The 15,258-nt window shown below is 45.6% G+C and carries 12 protein-coding genes and 1 pseudogene; 3 read left to right on the forward strand and 10 right to left on the reverse strand.

The window, feature by feature from the left end; all coding sequences use genetic code 11:
* Positions 1 to 7: 7 nt before the first annotated feature.
* Both FKN08_RS09925 and azu read left to right on the forward strand, forming a co-directional pair.
* A complete protein-coding gene (locus tag FKN08_RS09925; RefSeq protein WP_170892008.1) occupies positions 8 to 658 on the forward strand; it encodes an HAD family phosphatase in 651 nt (216 codons plus the stop codon).
* 362 nt (positions 659 to 1,020) lie between these two features.
* Positions 1,021 to 1,473, forward strand: a complete 453-nt coding sequence (gene azu, locus FKN08_RS09930; protein WP_005392455.1) for an azurin — start codon at positions 1,021 to 1,023, stop codon at positions 1,471 to 1,473.
* Positions 1,474 to 1,540: 67 nt separating this feature from the next.
* On the opposite strand, the gene FKN08_RS09935 is transcribed toward azu, so the two are convergent.
* From FKN08_RS09935 to FKN08_RS09960, 7 genes and pseudogenes are all read right to left on the reverse strand, one after another.
* Positions 1,541 to 3,586: an EAL domain-containing protein gene (locus FKN08_RS09935; protein WP_170892009.1), complete on the reverse strand. Its 2,046-nt coding sequence runs from the start codon at positions 3,584 to 3,586 to the stop codon at positions 1,541 to 1,543.
* Positions 3,587 to 3,988: 402 nt separating this feature from the next.
* Positions 3,989 to 4,339, reverse strand: coding sequence for an ethanolamine utilization protein EutQ (locus FKN08_RS09940; protein ID WP_025768531.1), 351 nt, complete (start codon positions 4,337 to 4,339; stop codon positions 3,989 to 3,991).
* Positions 4,336 to 5,652 (reverse strand): FAD-binding oxidoreductase, encoded by a 1,317-nt coding sequence (locus FKN08_RS09945; protein ID WP_170892010.1) that lies wholly within the window; start codon positions 5,650 to 5,652, stop codon positions 4,336 to 4,338. The genes FKN08_RS09940 and FKN08_RS09945 overlap by 4 nt, the downstream gene beginning before the upstream one ends.
* 12 nt (positions 5,653 to 5,664) lie before the next feature.
* Positions 5,665 to 6,948, reverse strand: a complete 1,284-nt coding sequence (locus FKN08_RS09950; protein ID WP_249373410.1) for an FAD-dependent oxidoreductase — start codon at positions 6,946 to 6,948, stop codon at positions 5,665 to 5,667.
* A pseudogene (locus tag FKN08_RS23815) lies at positions 6,937 to 7,098 on the reverse strand (rubredoxin); the annotation flags it as partial. The pseudogene FKN08_RS23815 and the gene FKN08_RS09950, both read right to left, overlap by 12 nt.
* A gap of 142 nt (positions 7,099 to 7,240) precedes the next feature.
* Positions 7,241 to 8,677 carry an aldehyde dehydrogenase family protein gene (locus FKN08_RS09955; protein WP_170892012.1) on the reverse strand — a complete coding sequence of 479 codons (1,437 nt, stop codon included), beginning with the start codon at positions 8,675 to 8,677 and terminating at the stop codon, positions 7,241 to 7,243.
* 1 nt (position 8,678) lies between these two features.
* Positions 8,679 to 9,866, reverse strand: coding sequence for an aromatic ring-hydroxylating dioxygenase subunit alpha (locus FKN08_RS09960; protein ID WP_104973070.1), 1,188 nt, complete (start codon positions 9,864 to 9,866; stop codon positions 8,679 to 8,681).
* Positions 9,867 to 10,185: 319 nt separating this feature from the next.
* On the opposite strand from FKN08_RS09960, the gene FKN08_RS09965 reads away from it, so the two are divergent.
* Positions 10,186 to 11,922, forward strand: a complete 1,737-nt coding sequence (locus FKN08_RS09965; RefSeq protein WP_044129598.1) for a BCCT family transporter — start codon at positions 10,186 to 10,188, stop codon at positions 11,920 to 11,922.
* Between the two features lie 92 nt (positions 11,923 to 12,014).
* Here the strand turns inward: FKN08_RS09965 and FKN08_RS09970 are convergent, their stop codons facing one another.
* The 3 genes from FKN08_RS09970 to FKN08_RS09980 all read right to left on the reverse strand — a co-directional run bounded on the left by FKN08_RS09970 (position 12,015) and on the right by FKN08_RS09980 (position 15,208).
* Positions 12,015 to 12,941, reverse strand: coding sequence for a LysR substrate-binding domain-containing protein (locus FKN08_RS09970; protein ID WP_006742241.1), 927 nt, complete (start codon positions 12,939 to 12,941; stop codon positions 12,015 to 12,017).
* A 247-nt stretch (positions 12,942 to 13,188) separates the two neighbouring features.
* Positions 13,189 to 14,553 carry a TrkH family potassium uptake protein gene (locus tag FKN08_RS09975; protein ID WP_005499707.1) on the reverse strand — a complete coding sequence of 455 codons (1,365 nt, stop codon included), beginning with the start codon at positions 14,551 to 14,553 and terminating at the stop codon, positions 13,189 to 13,191.
* Position 14,554: 1 nt separating this feature from the next.
* Positions 14,555 to 15,208 (reverse strand): TrkA family potassium uptake protein, encoded by a 654-nt coding sequence (locus tag FKN08_RS09980; RefSeq protein ID WP_005375180.1) that lies wholly within the window; start codon positions 15,206 to 15,208, stop codon positions 14,555 to 14,557.
* Positions 15,209 to 15,258: the final 50 nt, after the last annotated feature.

A 15,258-nucleotide genomic window follows, 5' to 3' on the forward strand; every position in this document is an offset into this window, starting at 1 on the left:
TAATGTAATGAACTACCAAGCTGCTATTTTTGATATGGATGGTTTGCTCCTTGATACTGAGCGCGTCTGTATGCGTATTTTCCAAGAAGCATGTGAAGTCCAAAACCTTCCGTTTTATGAAGATGTTTATCTGTCGATCATTGGTCGCAATGCGGCAGGTATTGAAGCAATTTTCCGCAAAGCCTACGGTGAGAACCTAGACCGCCTGCATCATGAATGGCGTACTCGTTACAATGCTGTCGTCAAACACCAAGCCATCCCAGTGAAAAATGGTGTTGTTGAGCTGCTAGAATGGCTGAAAGCACAAGGCTTACCAATCGCAGTAGCAACTTCTACGGCAAAGGAGGTAGCGAAAATCAAACTGGAATTAGCGGGTTTGAGTAAGTACTTCGACAACCTCACCACAGGCTGCGAGGTAAACCACGGTAAACCCGATCCAGAAATCTATTTGCTGGCAGCGAATCGTCTGGATGTAGAACCAAACCAATGTTTGGCCTTTGAAGATTCCAATAACGGTGTTCGCGCAGCCGTGGCAGCGAATATGGTTACTTATCAGATTCCGGATTTAGTTGAACCTTGCGAAGAGGTAAAACAATTTGGTCATTCCATCGTGCCGTCATTACATGAAGCGTTAGATGCGTTGAAGCAAAATCGCTAAACGTCAACTGCCGCTCTAACTGTTAAAGCTCAGCAATTTGGCTGAGCTTTTTTATGCTTGAGCCTCTCCTCTCACCTTCTCTAATCTACTTCTAATAAATGCCAAGATACTGCTCCAAAGGCTTAATAAGATAGACCTTATCTCTGTACGGGGCGTGTTCCTTTCTTTTTTGATTTACCTCACGCCATCGCATGAAATAGGGCCTATGAGTGATCAAATAGTGGAACTAACCAGTACAACTTTGCAACAAAACGTCAATATACCGCTTGAAGCACGTTTTTCGAGTGAAAATTGGCTGATAATGAGAACTATTGGATGAGATTAATCCAAGTCAGCCCAAAATATAAAATGGAGAGTGTTATATGTCTTTACGTTTATTAGCAGCAACCTTCGCATTAGTAGGAATGAGCTTTGGTGCCCAAGCCAGTGCCGAGTGTGAAGTGTCCCTAGATGCTAACGATATGATGCAGTTTTCTACTAAAACACTGAGCGTTCCAGCCACTTGTAAAGAAGTAAAACTGACGCTAAACCACACAGGTAAAATGCCTGCACAATCAATGGGTCACAACGTCGTTATCGCAGATACCGCTAATCTACAAGCAGTAGGTACGGACGGCATGGCAGCAGGTGCAGAAAACAATTACGTGAAGCCAAATGACGACCGTGTATACGCTCACACAAAAGTGATTGGCGGCGGTGAAAGCACCAGCATTACTTTCAGCACTGAAAAAATGAAAGCAGGCGGCGACTACTCATTCTTCTGCTCGTTCCCTGGTCACTGGGCGATCATGCAGGGTAAATTTGAGTTCAAATAAGAGCTAACAAAGTCAAAACAAGACTCACTATAGGGAAGCCATCGCTTCCCTTTTTATTGCACCTTAGTTAAGCACGTCGATGGATAATCTCATCCAAAGGTACAGGCCTTGCTAAGTAAAACCCTTGAACTTTATCAACCCCACTTGACCGCACAAAGTCATAGTCAGACTGCGTTTCCACCCCTTCCGCTACGACCTCGCAATTTGCAATATGTCCTAACTTAGCAACCAATCGATACAGTTGCCGTCCACGATGATCGTTAGCGTCCAATAGCAGCGATCTGTCTAGCTTAATCTTGTTAAATGGATACTTGAACAAATGAGGAAACGATGCGTAGCCCGTACCAAAATCATCCATTGTGATACGAACTCCCATACTCTGTAGAGCGTTCATGGTGTTAGTTAAAGAAACTTCATTGTCTAATACGGCTTCTTCAGTAATTTCAATTTCAAGCCATTCAGCCGGGATTCCAAAATAGACCAACCGGCCTTGTAAATGCTGAACAAAATCCACTTGTTGAATGGTAGCAACAGAAACATTAATGGCCACTCTTCGCTGCTCAGATAATCCCATTTCCTTCATATCCGACAACACCTTTTCGAGTACTAATTTATCGAGCAGTGGCATGGCATCTAACCGGTGAAAATCTTCAATAAACGTTGGTGAAAGTAAGTTTCCATCTTCATCTTTATATCGAATAAGCGCTTCGTAAGAATACTGTTCCACATCCTTTGTTGAGTGCTGCTTTTGATAAAACATCACCAACTCGCCTTCACGAAGAATGGAAGTTAAACGCTTCTGCGCGGATGACTTGCTGATACTCGATGTGTTCGCATCTTTCACACTACTGAGTAGTGATTTAAATAGGGATTGTTCTAAACCATTGTAAGTATTACTTACACCAAATTGCCCCACATATTTGCCTGCATAGGCTAGATAAAAAGGTCGATAAATTAGTACACCAATCGCAATCACCACCAGTTGAAGTATCGCCCCCTGTACCTGATGCCCCATTGCAACATAACCACTCAACAGAGGCGGTGTCATCCAGTTCACAATATTTTCAACAGGCGCAATTAAGCCGGAAGCAATCGCACAGTAGGTGATGATAAAACTGACCAGCGGTACTAATACAAATGGGACGACTAGAATAGGGTTAAAGATGATAGGCAAGCCAAATAGCAGCACTTCATTGATGTTGAACATCACCAATGGGGCTGCCGCTAACGCCAGTAAAATATGATTGCGCTCTTTAGCGAACAATAACAGACACAGGAGTAAACTGATGCTATTCCCTGACCCGCCCATGGATAAAAATGCGTCGTAAAAACCTTGGCTAATAACGTTAAGCGACGCTTCGCCTGTTTGCCAAGCAGCCATGTTGGCTTCGGTCGCAGCGTATATTTGCTGCTTGATGGCAAACAACATGTTGTGACCATTAATGCCCGCCGCTCCTAATAAGCTCAAGATGGATTGATAAAATAATCCTCCTGTGAACGTCAGCGGATCAAAGTTAAGTCCAGCCACTGTTGTAGTAAAAGCATCCATCACCGCTGCGGTGACATGAGATAAGCTAACCGCAAATAAAACGAATACGAAAAAATGTAAGACATCTTTAAAAAGACGAGAAGAGAAGTCCATTGCTTGAGGATCAAGCAGCTCAATTCGGAAACTTTTACAATAAACGTATGACACCGTTGCACTAAAGAGTGCTAATAACGGGTTATTCGGCAACATGTAATTACTAGAAAGGCTGTCATTCTCTATTGAAATTAAATAGAACATGACCAACGAATAAATGATGATAATCGCGCTCGACACGTTCACTTTATGCGATAAATAGTAACCAGCCACAATGCAAAACGCTGTGGGATACAAGTTGATTAAAATATCAGAAAGATGGAACAATAACTGAGAAACCTCTGACACCCCTAGGATTCTAGAAGCGTGACCAAGAAAGATGGCAAGTGCGTTAGATAGCGTCAGCGGTAACAGCAATAAGGCAATAGAAGCGAGATCAGTAAGATAAGATTTAGATCCAAGTCGCCATTTATCTGTAAATACCGTTAGACGATGAAAGGGATCAAGTACGCGTTCACGACGAGTGTGCATGGTGAGTTCTTATATTAAGTAATAATCATCGGCTGCGAAATAGGCAGCCGTAAATGCAACGGCCAGACTCAGTAACGTATTATTTGGTGGATAATTTTTAGTGTTTCTATTGGCTAAAACAATAGTTTGAATTGCCAGTCACAGCGCAAAGATGTCGCAAGTGCAATTTAACGATTATATACCCCTTGATCCAATGAGATTATTATCCTTAACGATAAAAGCCATACCAAGCATCTCGATATGGCTATCGTTAAAACTGATGTATATACCCTAATGACTTCAAGAAGGAGGCTTCGGTGACATGCCCTTGACGGGCGAGTTGATTTGGCTCACATACACTGTGAACGATTTTTGATTTAACACGAGTAGAACTTCAAGTCGTTGTCTCGTCTGTAAAACAAATCATTCAATCCCATGTAGCTCTTTCCAGTTTCCTGGATGAACCACGTAGCCGAATAGAGCATGCCCACCATAAACTAGCTCGGTTCCTTCCGGGATCCACAGCATTTGACCTGGGTGCACAAAATGTGTCTCACCATTTGCGGTCAGCTCGAAACAGCCTTCAATCACAAAAATAACCTCATCATAAAGCACCGTCCAAGCCACTTGAGCGCCTTCCCATTTAGCAAAGCCTACGCCAATGTTTGGTGAGATTTCTGGGCTTAACGCTCGGGCTACGTACGCCATTCCCGGCGTATCACCACGAACATTAAAATCTAGGTTTTTACTATCAACGAGTTTGACTTGCTTCATAACTCACTCCGGCTTTGCCATTTTGCTAATTGGATACGCGTTTTTACTCCCATGCCTAAAAAAGGCTCTGGCGGATTCAAACAAGGCATTCCTGTCACTTGCTGTATGTCATCCAATGATTTAGATGTCGCACCAACGACATAGTCAGCTAACAGCGTTCCAGAAATGGTTCCCCACGCAGCACCAACACCATTGTCACAAGCGCTGGCATAAACACCTTCATCTAATTGACCAAAAAAGTTAGTAAAGTTACGAGAGATGGCATATACCCCACCCCATGTGTGAGTAAATGGTACGTCGGCCAGCTCTGGGTAACGCGCCAAAAAGACTTGACGATGATCGTCTCGGATTTGATCTCTGACTTTATCGTTCATGCTTGAGCCATACTTCGGCACGTGTTTGTAAGTATTTCGGATCAAAATACGTCGATCGGCGGTCATACGTAACGTCGTTCCCGCATGATCTGCTGGAGTTAAACCCCAATTCAGCTCACCTCCGTATCGTTGCATTTCTGCGTCGGTCAATGGACGCGTCCAGCTTGCAAACGTCATCACTGGCAGTAATCTGTTTTTAAGGTAACCAAACTCACGAGTAAAAATGCTGGTGCCAAGTAACAGTTCAGTGGTTTCAACAGAACCACTATCTCCATGTAATACCCAGTAACCGTTTTCTTTACTGAGTTTGCGGATTGGCGAGTTTTCTAACACCTCGACATTCTCTGGAAGGCTTTCCCCTAGCCCACGCACCAGAGCAGCAGGTTGCATTAAATAACCACCTGGCGTGTAAATTGCGCGGCTGTAGTAATTTGTCCCTAAGACTTTCGCCAGCTCACTGCTATTAACATGGAAGTATGGTTCGCCAAGGTCTTTCATTAGGTGCTCAAAGTGATCGAGATACGCTTCACCGCGCGCCCCTACGGCTCCTTGATATTTGCCCTTTGCTGACCACTGACAAGAAATACTGTGCTTCGACACTAAAGTGTCCAGCTGAGCAATCGCAGAACGGTTGAGCGATAATAACTTTTGTTTGTGCTCAGGATCGGGATGCTCAAGTGAAAACTTATGAGGCAAATCGATCACAAAGCCCGAATTTCTCCCTGACGCCCCTTGGCCGATACGTTGCGCATCAATCAGTATAATTCGTGCGTTAGGCTGAAGCTCAGCTAAACGTCTTGCCATAGCTAGTCCAGCGAAACCGGCACCTAGCACGGCATAGTCAGCAGTTTTTTTACCTTTTAACGCTGGTTTTTCTGCAATACTTGGCAACGCATGGTACCAACCACATGTTGCATCATCATTGGGTAAATGAATCATCTTCTTTCTCCGTTACGCTGCTGAAAGTTTCAATGACAATTGATCTAACCAAGGACCACGTAATGACTGTACTTTTCTTCCTAGCAACGCAAAGCCAAGCATCGTTCCCTCAGGAGAATAAAACGCAGCGGTCAATTCATTTGCTTGGTTCTCGATGTACCATTGTCCCTGCTCTTCAGCGGCTGCCGGGAAAATAGTGAGTGGAAGAATCGGCGTTTTCACAATCACTGGTGTTGGCGTTAAAGAGATAGGCGTAATATCACCTAGCAAGCTTTTCGCCACGGAAGGAATCATTTGATTAATTGGCGCAATATACGGTTGCCAACCTTGCTCCGTTTCAACACAGTCGCCTAGCGAGTAAATATTCTCATCACTCGTCTGGCCGAATTGATTCACTTTAATGCCGCGGCCCACTTCTAGCCCTGCTTGCTCAGCCAGCGATACATTTGGCTTGAGTCCAACCGCGCTTAGCACTAGGTCTGCTTCAATTTTCTTGCCACTGTTTAGATGCAAAACCGCGCTTGATTCGGACCTTGGCTCGATTCTGGCGATACTGTCTTGTAGAGCCCATTGCACGCCTCGATCTGCAAGTGCGCTTTGTAATGATTCACCCAACTGTTGCGGGATCAAACGCTCCATTGGCCATTGACCCAACCCGATGACTGTCACTTCATAACCACTTTCGATCAGGTCATTCGCGAACTCACAGCCAATTAAGCCATCACCGAGGATCGCGATGCGCTTTTTGTTCTGTAGCTGGGTTCTGAAACGGCGGTAATCAACTAAGTCGTTCACACTCATAACACAAGAGCGATCACCCTCAATTGGGATTTCAATCGGTGATGCACCTGTTGCCAGTACCAAGCGGCTGTAGGCGTATTTGCCGATAGAGGTGTGTAGCGTTGAATTGGCACGATCGATATGTTCAACGCGGGTATGCGGGTAAACGCGGACATTGAGACGGCTTTCCCACTCCAACGCGCTCTCACTTTGTAGCACGTCGCCATCTTTCTTCATGGCCAGTGCATTAGACAAGGCAGGCTTGCTGTACAGTGCGCCATCATCAGCGGTAAAGACAGTGATCGGAACCGTCTCAGATTGTGCTCTAAGTGCCGCTGCCAACTGGTAACCACTGTGGCCACTACCGATGATAACGATAGGGTCATTTGAGAATACAGGTTGAGTAACTTCAGATGGAAGAGGCTGAGCCGCATTTGGCTGAACAGACGATCCTACCGATACCGAAGACACTGCCGCGACCTCTTCTACTGGCGCATCATCGGTAATTTCGATCATTTCAAAATCGGCCTTACCCACTAAACAGTCGGGGCATAACCAGTCATCCGGTACATCTTCCCATGCTGTTCCTGGTGCAATGCCATCGGATGGCCAACCTTGTGCTTCATCATAGATTAAGCCGCAAATAATACAGAGCCACTTTCTCATCACTTTTACTCCAACTACCTTGTTCAGAATTTCCGTGTTTACAAACCACTGTCAGATTTGTTGTGATTCCATCAACCTCGCCCTAGCTTGTGGTCTGAAATCCAAGCCGGTGCGAGGTGATGAAAATCAAGTTACACAGTAGCTATACGTTGCTGTCTTGCTGCAAACGAATGGCAATATTGCGTGTCTGGACATAGCTATAAATCGCTTCTTGTCCTTTTTCTCGCCCAAACCCGGACAAGCCCACGCCACCGAATGGTGTTTCGATGCCACCAGCAAACCATTCATTGATGAACACTTGCCCACCACGCAGTTGCTGTGCCACACGCAATGTTTGGTTTAGGCTTTCACCAAAGACACCAGCGACCAGGCCAAAATCAGTCCCATTCGCGATATCGATCGCTTCGTGTTCAGTTTCAAACGGTGTAATTACCAGTACAGGGCCAAACACTTCTTCTTGAGCAATACGCATATCTGGTGAGGCTTCAATCACCGTTGGTGCCACAAAGTAACCCGATAAATCAGGTGCGTAGCCACCCATTAGGATATTCGCGCCGTCGGCTTTTGCTTGCTCTATCATTTCAAGCACGCGTGCTTGTTGATCAGCAGATACCAACGGTGTGATGTCCGGCTGGCTTTCGCCTTGACCAATAGTTAGGCTTTTTGCCATTTCCACTACCGCCGCTTTTACTTCTTCATAACGCTCTTTTTGAATCAGCAAACGAGACATTGCCGAACACACTTGACCAGCGTTAAAGAAAATACCGACTTGAACGCTTTGTAAAAGCGTTTCGAGACTCACATCTTTCAGCGCGATAGCAGCAGATTTACCACCCAGCTCCATCACCGATGGTGTAGCGCGTTGCGCTGAATCTTGCAGGATGCGTTGGCCGGTCGGTACCGAACCCGTAAAGACAATTTGATCAACGTCTTGATGCTGCACCAAGTGGCTGCCAACGACGGAGCCTTTCCCACATAGCAAGTTAATCGTGCCTTTTGGGAAGCCCGCTTTTTCAATCGCTTTAATCAACAACGTCATGGCAAGTGGAGAAATCTCTGGCGATTTGATCACCACTGCGTTACCTGCGGCTAATGCAGGTGCCAATGAGCGTGCACAAATAGAGACAGGGAAATTCCACGGCACAATCTGCACCGACACGCCAAACGGCACATATTGAGTGAAGTCGACATAGTCTTTACCCAACGGAATTGACGTGCCTTCCAGCTTGTCGGCCATGCCTGCGTAGTATTCAAAGTAACGTGCCGACTCTAAAAACTCATCTTTGGCATCTTGCAAAGATTTCCCATTTTCACGACAGGCAACTAACCCACCTTCATCAACCATTTCACGAATAGCTGCGGCGGCTTTTAACATCCACTCGGTTCTGACGGCTGGACGAACGTCCGAAAGAAGGCCTTGATTGACCACTCGGCGTGCCGCTGCCATTGCGCGATCGGCATCGGTGATAGTGGCTTCTGCAATCGTCGCATACGCTTCGGCTGTGCCAGGATTCATGACGGTCAGCGCTTGCTCTGAATCGCACCACTCTCCATCAATATAATTAAGGTAATGCATCATCTTACTGCTCCAGTGCCGCTTTCACTTGCTTTGCCAACCAGGTTTGGAAGAAATGCGTCGGAACATCCATTTCTGGTGAGAACACGCCACCACTAAAGCCAGGTGAGTAACGACCTTCCTGCATACCTTCGACCGCTCCAATATCTTCGCCGAACACGACTCGCCACGACTCAACGGTAGCGGTACGACACGCAGCAAACTCATCTTTCGTTGCTTCATCACCCACATAGAAAACACGTAGGTGCTCAACACTCTTATTCGCAGTGATTGGTTCAATCATCATTGCAAAGGCATGATCGGCTTGAATACCAAGCAACACGTTTGGAAAGAGTGCAACGTATTCTGCATGACGCAGTTTATCTTCTGGCCAGCTTGGAAATTTAGGTAAGTGTGTTCCTGCTGTATCTGAAAGGTTGTACGCGAGACTACCTTGACCAGCAAAGCGCTCTGCAAACATGATGTTGTAGTGATCCTCTAGGCGAGAATAACTGTTCAAACTCGGATGCACCCAAGGTAAGTGGTAAGCCTCACAGTAGTTTTCTACGGCCAGCTTCCAGTTACTTTTCACTTCGATCTCTAAGTTGCCACCCATGTTCACTCGGCGAAGAAGACCTAACCCATCTTCACCTAAGAACTGCTGCCAACGTTGCTCTAGCGGCGCGATATGATTTTCAAAGCTTTCTGCATTGCCCGATAAGTTAACGAATACCATGTCCATCCAAACGGCTGAACGAAGTGGCTTAAGGCCGTGTTTTTCACACTTAAATCGATCATCTTTGTGTTTTGCGATACCACCGATGTGTGGTGTGCCTTTTAGATTACCGTCAAGATCGTACGTCCATGAATGGTAAGGACAGCGAATCATGCCTTGAACTTCGCCTGCCTCATGCACCAGCTTCATACCACGATGACTACATACGTTGTGGAAGACTTGGACTTCACCTTGACGATTTCTCATCATGAGTAGTGGAAGATTCATGAAATCAAGTGGCATCACATAGCCATTTTTAAGCAGGTCTGATGCAAAACCAATGCATACCCAAGTGTTACCAAACACCTGATCACGCTCAAAAGTAAAATACTCTTCGCTGGTGTAGGCCTGATTCGGCATTCCTGTTGCTTCACTGATTGGGTTCAGTACATTATCAACAAGTTCAACAGGAATAATGGTTTGGTTGACATTGCTCATATTCTTATCTCCGAGAGTCGAGTTGCATCCAGTGCGTACAACATCGTGTTGTGTTAGTGGAGATGATTTTGATTAACAACCCAGCAACAAACAAACGACTTTTTCGCCGGGTTTGGATGAGTTTTTGTCATTCGTGCATTGATCTCAAACAACAAAATAACCTTTTAATTAACAAGGTTCTTCTTGTCATGATTAATACTCATTAACCGATGAGTATTAATCAGTTGAAACACAAAAGCCCTCTCTCTACTCTCTTTCAAAAATTAACAATAACGCAACAAACAATAACGCTAAAACAAAAGCACTGTGAGGGATGCCTATGAGAGCAACATCTGGGATATTGAAAGGACTCAATCCGACTGTGACTATCGCATCAAAGATCGTCGTTATCGGTTTTGTACTTTTCTGCGCCATTCTCGCCAACCAAGCGGGTCAATACTTCGAAACGATTTCCGGCATTTTGCTGCAGAATATGAAGTGGTTTTACATCGGACTTGTTTCACTCGTTGTCGGTTTTCTTCTTTATCTTATGGTTAGTCGATATGGACATATTCGTTTGAGTAAAGATGACGAAAAACCAGAGTTTAGTTATTTGTCTTGGGTATCCATGCTTTTTTCCGGAGGCATGGGGATAGGCTTAATTTTCTGGTCGGTCGCCGAACCGATGTGGCATTACGCTGACAACCCATTTACTCAAGGCCTGACCAATGAAGCCGCAACAACATCAATGAAGCTGACATTCTTTCATTGGGGTCTACATCCTTGGTCTGTCTTTATCATTGTTGCACTCGCATTAGCTTACTTTTCCTACCGTAAAGATCTGCCTTTTACCCTACGCTCTATCTTGTACCCTTTGATTGGCGATCGTATTTATGGGCCTATCGGGCACACGGTTGATATCCTAACAGTCGCGGTGACTGCTTTCGGTATCTCTCAAACCTTGGGGATGGGAGTTATCCAAATAAACTCTGGTTTGAATCAAGCCTTTGGTCTAGACATTAGTTTGGGGATTCAACTCTTTATTATCGTTTCCCTTTGTACTTGTGCGGTTGCGTCGGTGCTATCTGGTGTAGGGAAAGGTATTCGCCGTTTATCAGAATGGAACATGCTGCTTTCACTCGCACTCGTGCTGGTCGTACTTTATATTGGCCCAACTCGCTATATCTTAAATACGCTACTTGAAAGCACGGGGCTTTATGCACAAAACATTGTCGGTATGAGCTTATGGAGCGATGCACAGAATGACTCTGGCTGGCAAAACTGGTGGACGGCTTATTACTGGCCTTGGTGGATGACTTGGGCACCTTTCGTTGGCATGTTTGTAGCTCGTATCTCTAAAGGACGCACAATACGTGAACTTATCGGTGGCGCATTAATCGTACCTACGCTAATCACGTTTTTATGGATTTCAGTATTTGGTGGTGCAGCGTTGAAGGTAGAGCAAGACGCTCGTGTTGCTCATCAAGAGCAAGTCACTGCGGCACAAGAAGCCAAACAAACACCACCTGCGGATTTTTCTGGCGGCCCGATTCTTGAAGCGACTAAAGCTGATACGACACGCGCTTTGTTTACGCTATTCGACAATCTAGATACAGGTATGTTTGGTAAACTACTTAGCGTACTTGCGTGTTTATTACTCGGTACTTATTTCATTACCTCCGCTGACTCAGGTACCTTAGTTCTATGTACCCTCGATGCCGCTGGACACAGTGAGCCTCCTACGTCTATACGGGTACTATGGGGGATCATGATCGCTGCCATTGCGGGAGTACTTCTATACGCAGGAGGGTTAAAAGCAATGCAAACGGCCTCCATTATTGCCGGTTTCCCTATCGCCATTTTTATCGCGGTGATGAGCTTAACGCTGTTCCATAGTATTCGACGCGAACCTAAGCCATGGGCAATGCTGCCTGAGCATGTTCACCCAGAGCAAGAGAAACTTGATGGTCCTGTTGAACCGCTTGTTGAAAGCAAAACAGTGGTTTCCGAGCCTATCGCTTCAACATCCTCACTAAAAGATGATTCCACACTTAATCAGGGACCAGTACTAAGTTAGTGCGTCGTTTCATCAATCAATTAAAAAAGCGGGAACTGATATTCCCGCTTTTTTAACATTACCAAACTCTGTTATTTTCTCTGCTTATTGATTTAAGCTAAGCCTCGATCACCTACTTCATCTGGCAACTGATGCAAAAGCCATTCTCTAAAACGTTTGACGCTTGCTGGGATTAAACCTCTATTTTTAGGTTCAAGCATAGAAAAATTGGAATGTGTTGAAAGAACATGCTCGACTGGCCTAACCAAAGCGCCGCTTTGTAAATAGTCGTCCACTAATGAGCCCCAGGCTAACGCGATGCCCTGACCATTAATTGCCGCTTGTAACAGCATTGGATAGTTATTGATGTTCATGCGATTACGAGGCGAAATATTTGGCAACCCCACACTCGCAAACCACTGCTCCCAATTCACCCAATCTCTTTGAGACTCTTCCAGATAGAGTAACGTTTTATTGAAGATTTCTTCTGGCTCACTAGGCTGGCCGATTTTCTCTAAATAAAGCGGGCTACACACAGGGAATACTTCTTCCGAAAATAGCGTTGTCACATCCATTTCCGCAGGTGGAGTGCGACAATAAAACAAGGCGATATCGCAATCTAATCGGCGTAAGTCCAACACATTATCTGAGGCCAATATCCTTATATCGATGTCATCATGTTCATTTTGAAATTGAGCAACCTTAGGCAACAACCACAAGGCTGCCATTGCATTTGTCGTCGCAACCGTGATCTTTTGTTCGCCCTGCCATTTCTTCACTTCACCCGTGATTTGAGCAATATCGAGCAAAGATTGGCTGACAGCTTGATAATATTGAAGACCTGTAGGCGTTAAGTTAATGCTTCGATTGGCTCGCGTGAACATAGCCTTGCCCAAGTATTCTTCTAATTGTCTAATTTGGCGACTGATGGCACCTTGGGTCACGTTTAGCTCGTCAGCGGCTAACGTAAAACTCAAGTGCCGCGCCGACGCTTCAAACGCAACGAGGCTATTTAAAGGTGGGAGGGGTTTGATTTTCATGTATCTTCCAGTAAGGCAGTATTGTAATTATTTTTATTCCCGGCAATCTTATGTTGCACGTGGATAATGCCATTCTGGACAACACCCCAAAAACGACAATTTATAAATGATAAAAAATAGAGATGAATCATAAATTGTTGTGAGAGAGACTGCCGTATACAGTTTCGTGGCTACAACGAGCACAAAAAGAGGAGCAGTTACTCCTCTTGTACCCAGCCTTTGGGTCATTTTCTCCGAGTTAGCCCATTTACCCTATTGCCAGTTTAGTGCTCGCGTAACGCGCTTTTTTCTTTCTTGGACTGGCTAAGAAGTACGCTAAAGTAAGAGGCCCTAATCGTCCCATAAACATCATGAAGATGATCACTAACTCACCCGGTTCGGACAAACTGCCCGTTAAGCCTCGCGATAACCCAACCGTACCTAGCGCCGAGACCGCTTCGAACATAATGTCTAACATAGACGCTTTCTCTGTCAGTAACAGCGTGAATATGGCAAACCAAGTCACGCCCACCGAGATCAGAGTCAGCGCCAATGCCTTGCTGATGGTCTCTTTGGGAATCTCACGTTGAAACGCATAGGTTGCTTCATCGCGACGCAAATAGCTGTAAGTTGCCAAGACTAACACCATAAATGTCACAACTTTAATGCCACTTGCCGTGCTCAATGATCCACCGCCGATAAACATCAACACCAGAATGATCGCCGTTGTGGCATCTTCCAACTGATCGATAGCTAAAGTATTGAACCCTGCCGTTCTTGGCGTCACCGCTTGAAACCACGATGCCCACCATTTCCCCGCTTCGCTCAACGGAGCAAGCGTGTTGGGGTTGTCATATTCAATCAGGTAAATCGCAATAAGTGCCACCACGTTAATGATCACCGTGCCTAAGATCATCATTCGACTGTAAACGGTGAGTCGGTGCCAACGGCGATTGCGTTTTAAGTCAATCCAAACCGAGAAGCCTAAACCACCAATAATGAACAAACTGGTAATGGTGAAGTTAACGACCGGGTCGTCGACGTAAGGCATTAAGCTATCGGCACTCAACGCAAAACCTGCATTGTTAAACGCACTGATGGTGTAGAAGAAACCATGGAACAAACTGGTTTTCCAGCCCAGCTCTTCACTCCAATAAACGCTCAAAATGGTAAAACCAATAAGTTCAACGAGCAGAGCGAACATCAATACAGATTTAGCAGTGGCAATGAGTGTCGATGAGTCAGTTTGGTTGAACGCCTCTCTCGCGACTGCTCGCTCCAAAAAGCCAATTTTTCCGCCCAGAGCCAGCAAGGTCACGATGGCAAACGTCATTAAACCTAGGCCACCACATTGAATCAGGAAAGCAATAACCACTTGCCCAAAAGGCGTAAACGCCGTACCCGTGTCCACCACAACTAATCCCGTCACCGTAATAGCCGATGTCGCAGTAAACAAGCTTTGAATCCAAGTGATGGGCTCAGTGGTGGCAATCGGCAGTTTGAGTAAGACTGTGCCGAGAATGATCAAGCAGGCAAAGCTGAGGCTAAGTATCAGCGGCGGTGCGCCCAACAGTTTTTTGCCCGCTTTGGGTTTTCGCTCGATTGGGATAATAGAAGGATGCCACAAAACCATGTTACACCAACCTTGGAGCGACGTATTTCAGCTCAGCGCGACTACCGCAAAGCAACAGCGTGTCGAACTCATTAAGCACAAACTCATCATTGATATTGGTGTAGACGGCTTCTTCGCGCTTCACCAATATCGGCTGAATGTTGTAACTGCCTCGGCTGATCAACTTAGAAAGCGGCGTATCGTGCAGATTGGATTTAACGTGGATTTCCACCACATACAAACCATGCCCCATTTCCAAATAGTTGTTCACCATCGGATAGTTGAGTGCCTGCGCGACTCTTACGCCCATCTCCTCTTCCGGATGAATAATGCGTTGTACACCCAGCTTAGATACGATGGTGTGGTGTGCTTTGGTGCTCGCTTTGACCCAAATAGATTTCACGCCTAAATTTTTCAGCGCCAGCGTACACAACAAACTGGCTTGCATGTCTTCGCCAATCGCCACCAACACCACATCACTGTTCGCTAACGCTAACTCTCTGAGTGCGCCTTCGTCTGTTGCGTCACATATGACCGCTTGCGTTAACTCTTCGACGTATTTTTCGACGATTTTCGGGTCGCTATCCACCCCCGTTACGGTGTGTCCAAGATGAATAAGTTCTAAGCTGGCGGCAACGCCAAATCGCCCTAAACCAATTACTGTAAAGTGAGCCATATCAATCCCTAACTGTGTTTTATGTATAGAAAATGCTAATGCGTTAAGGG

Source organism: Vibrio sp. 1-2 (7-a) (genome assembly GCF_013048515.1).
GTDB lineage: Bacteria > Pseudomonadota > Gammaproteobacteria > Enterobacterales > Vibrionaceae > Vibrio > Vibrio diabolicus.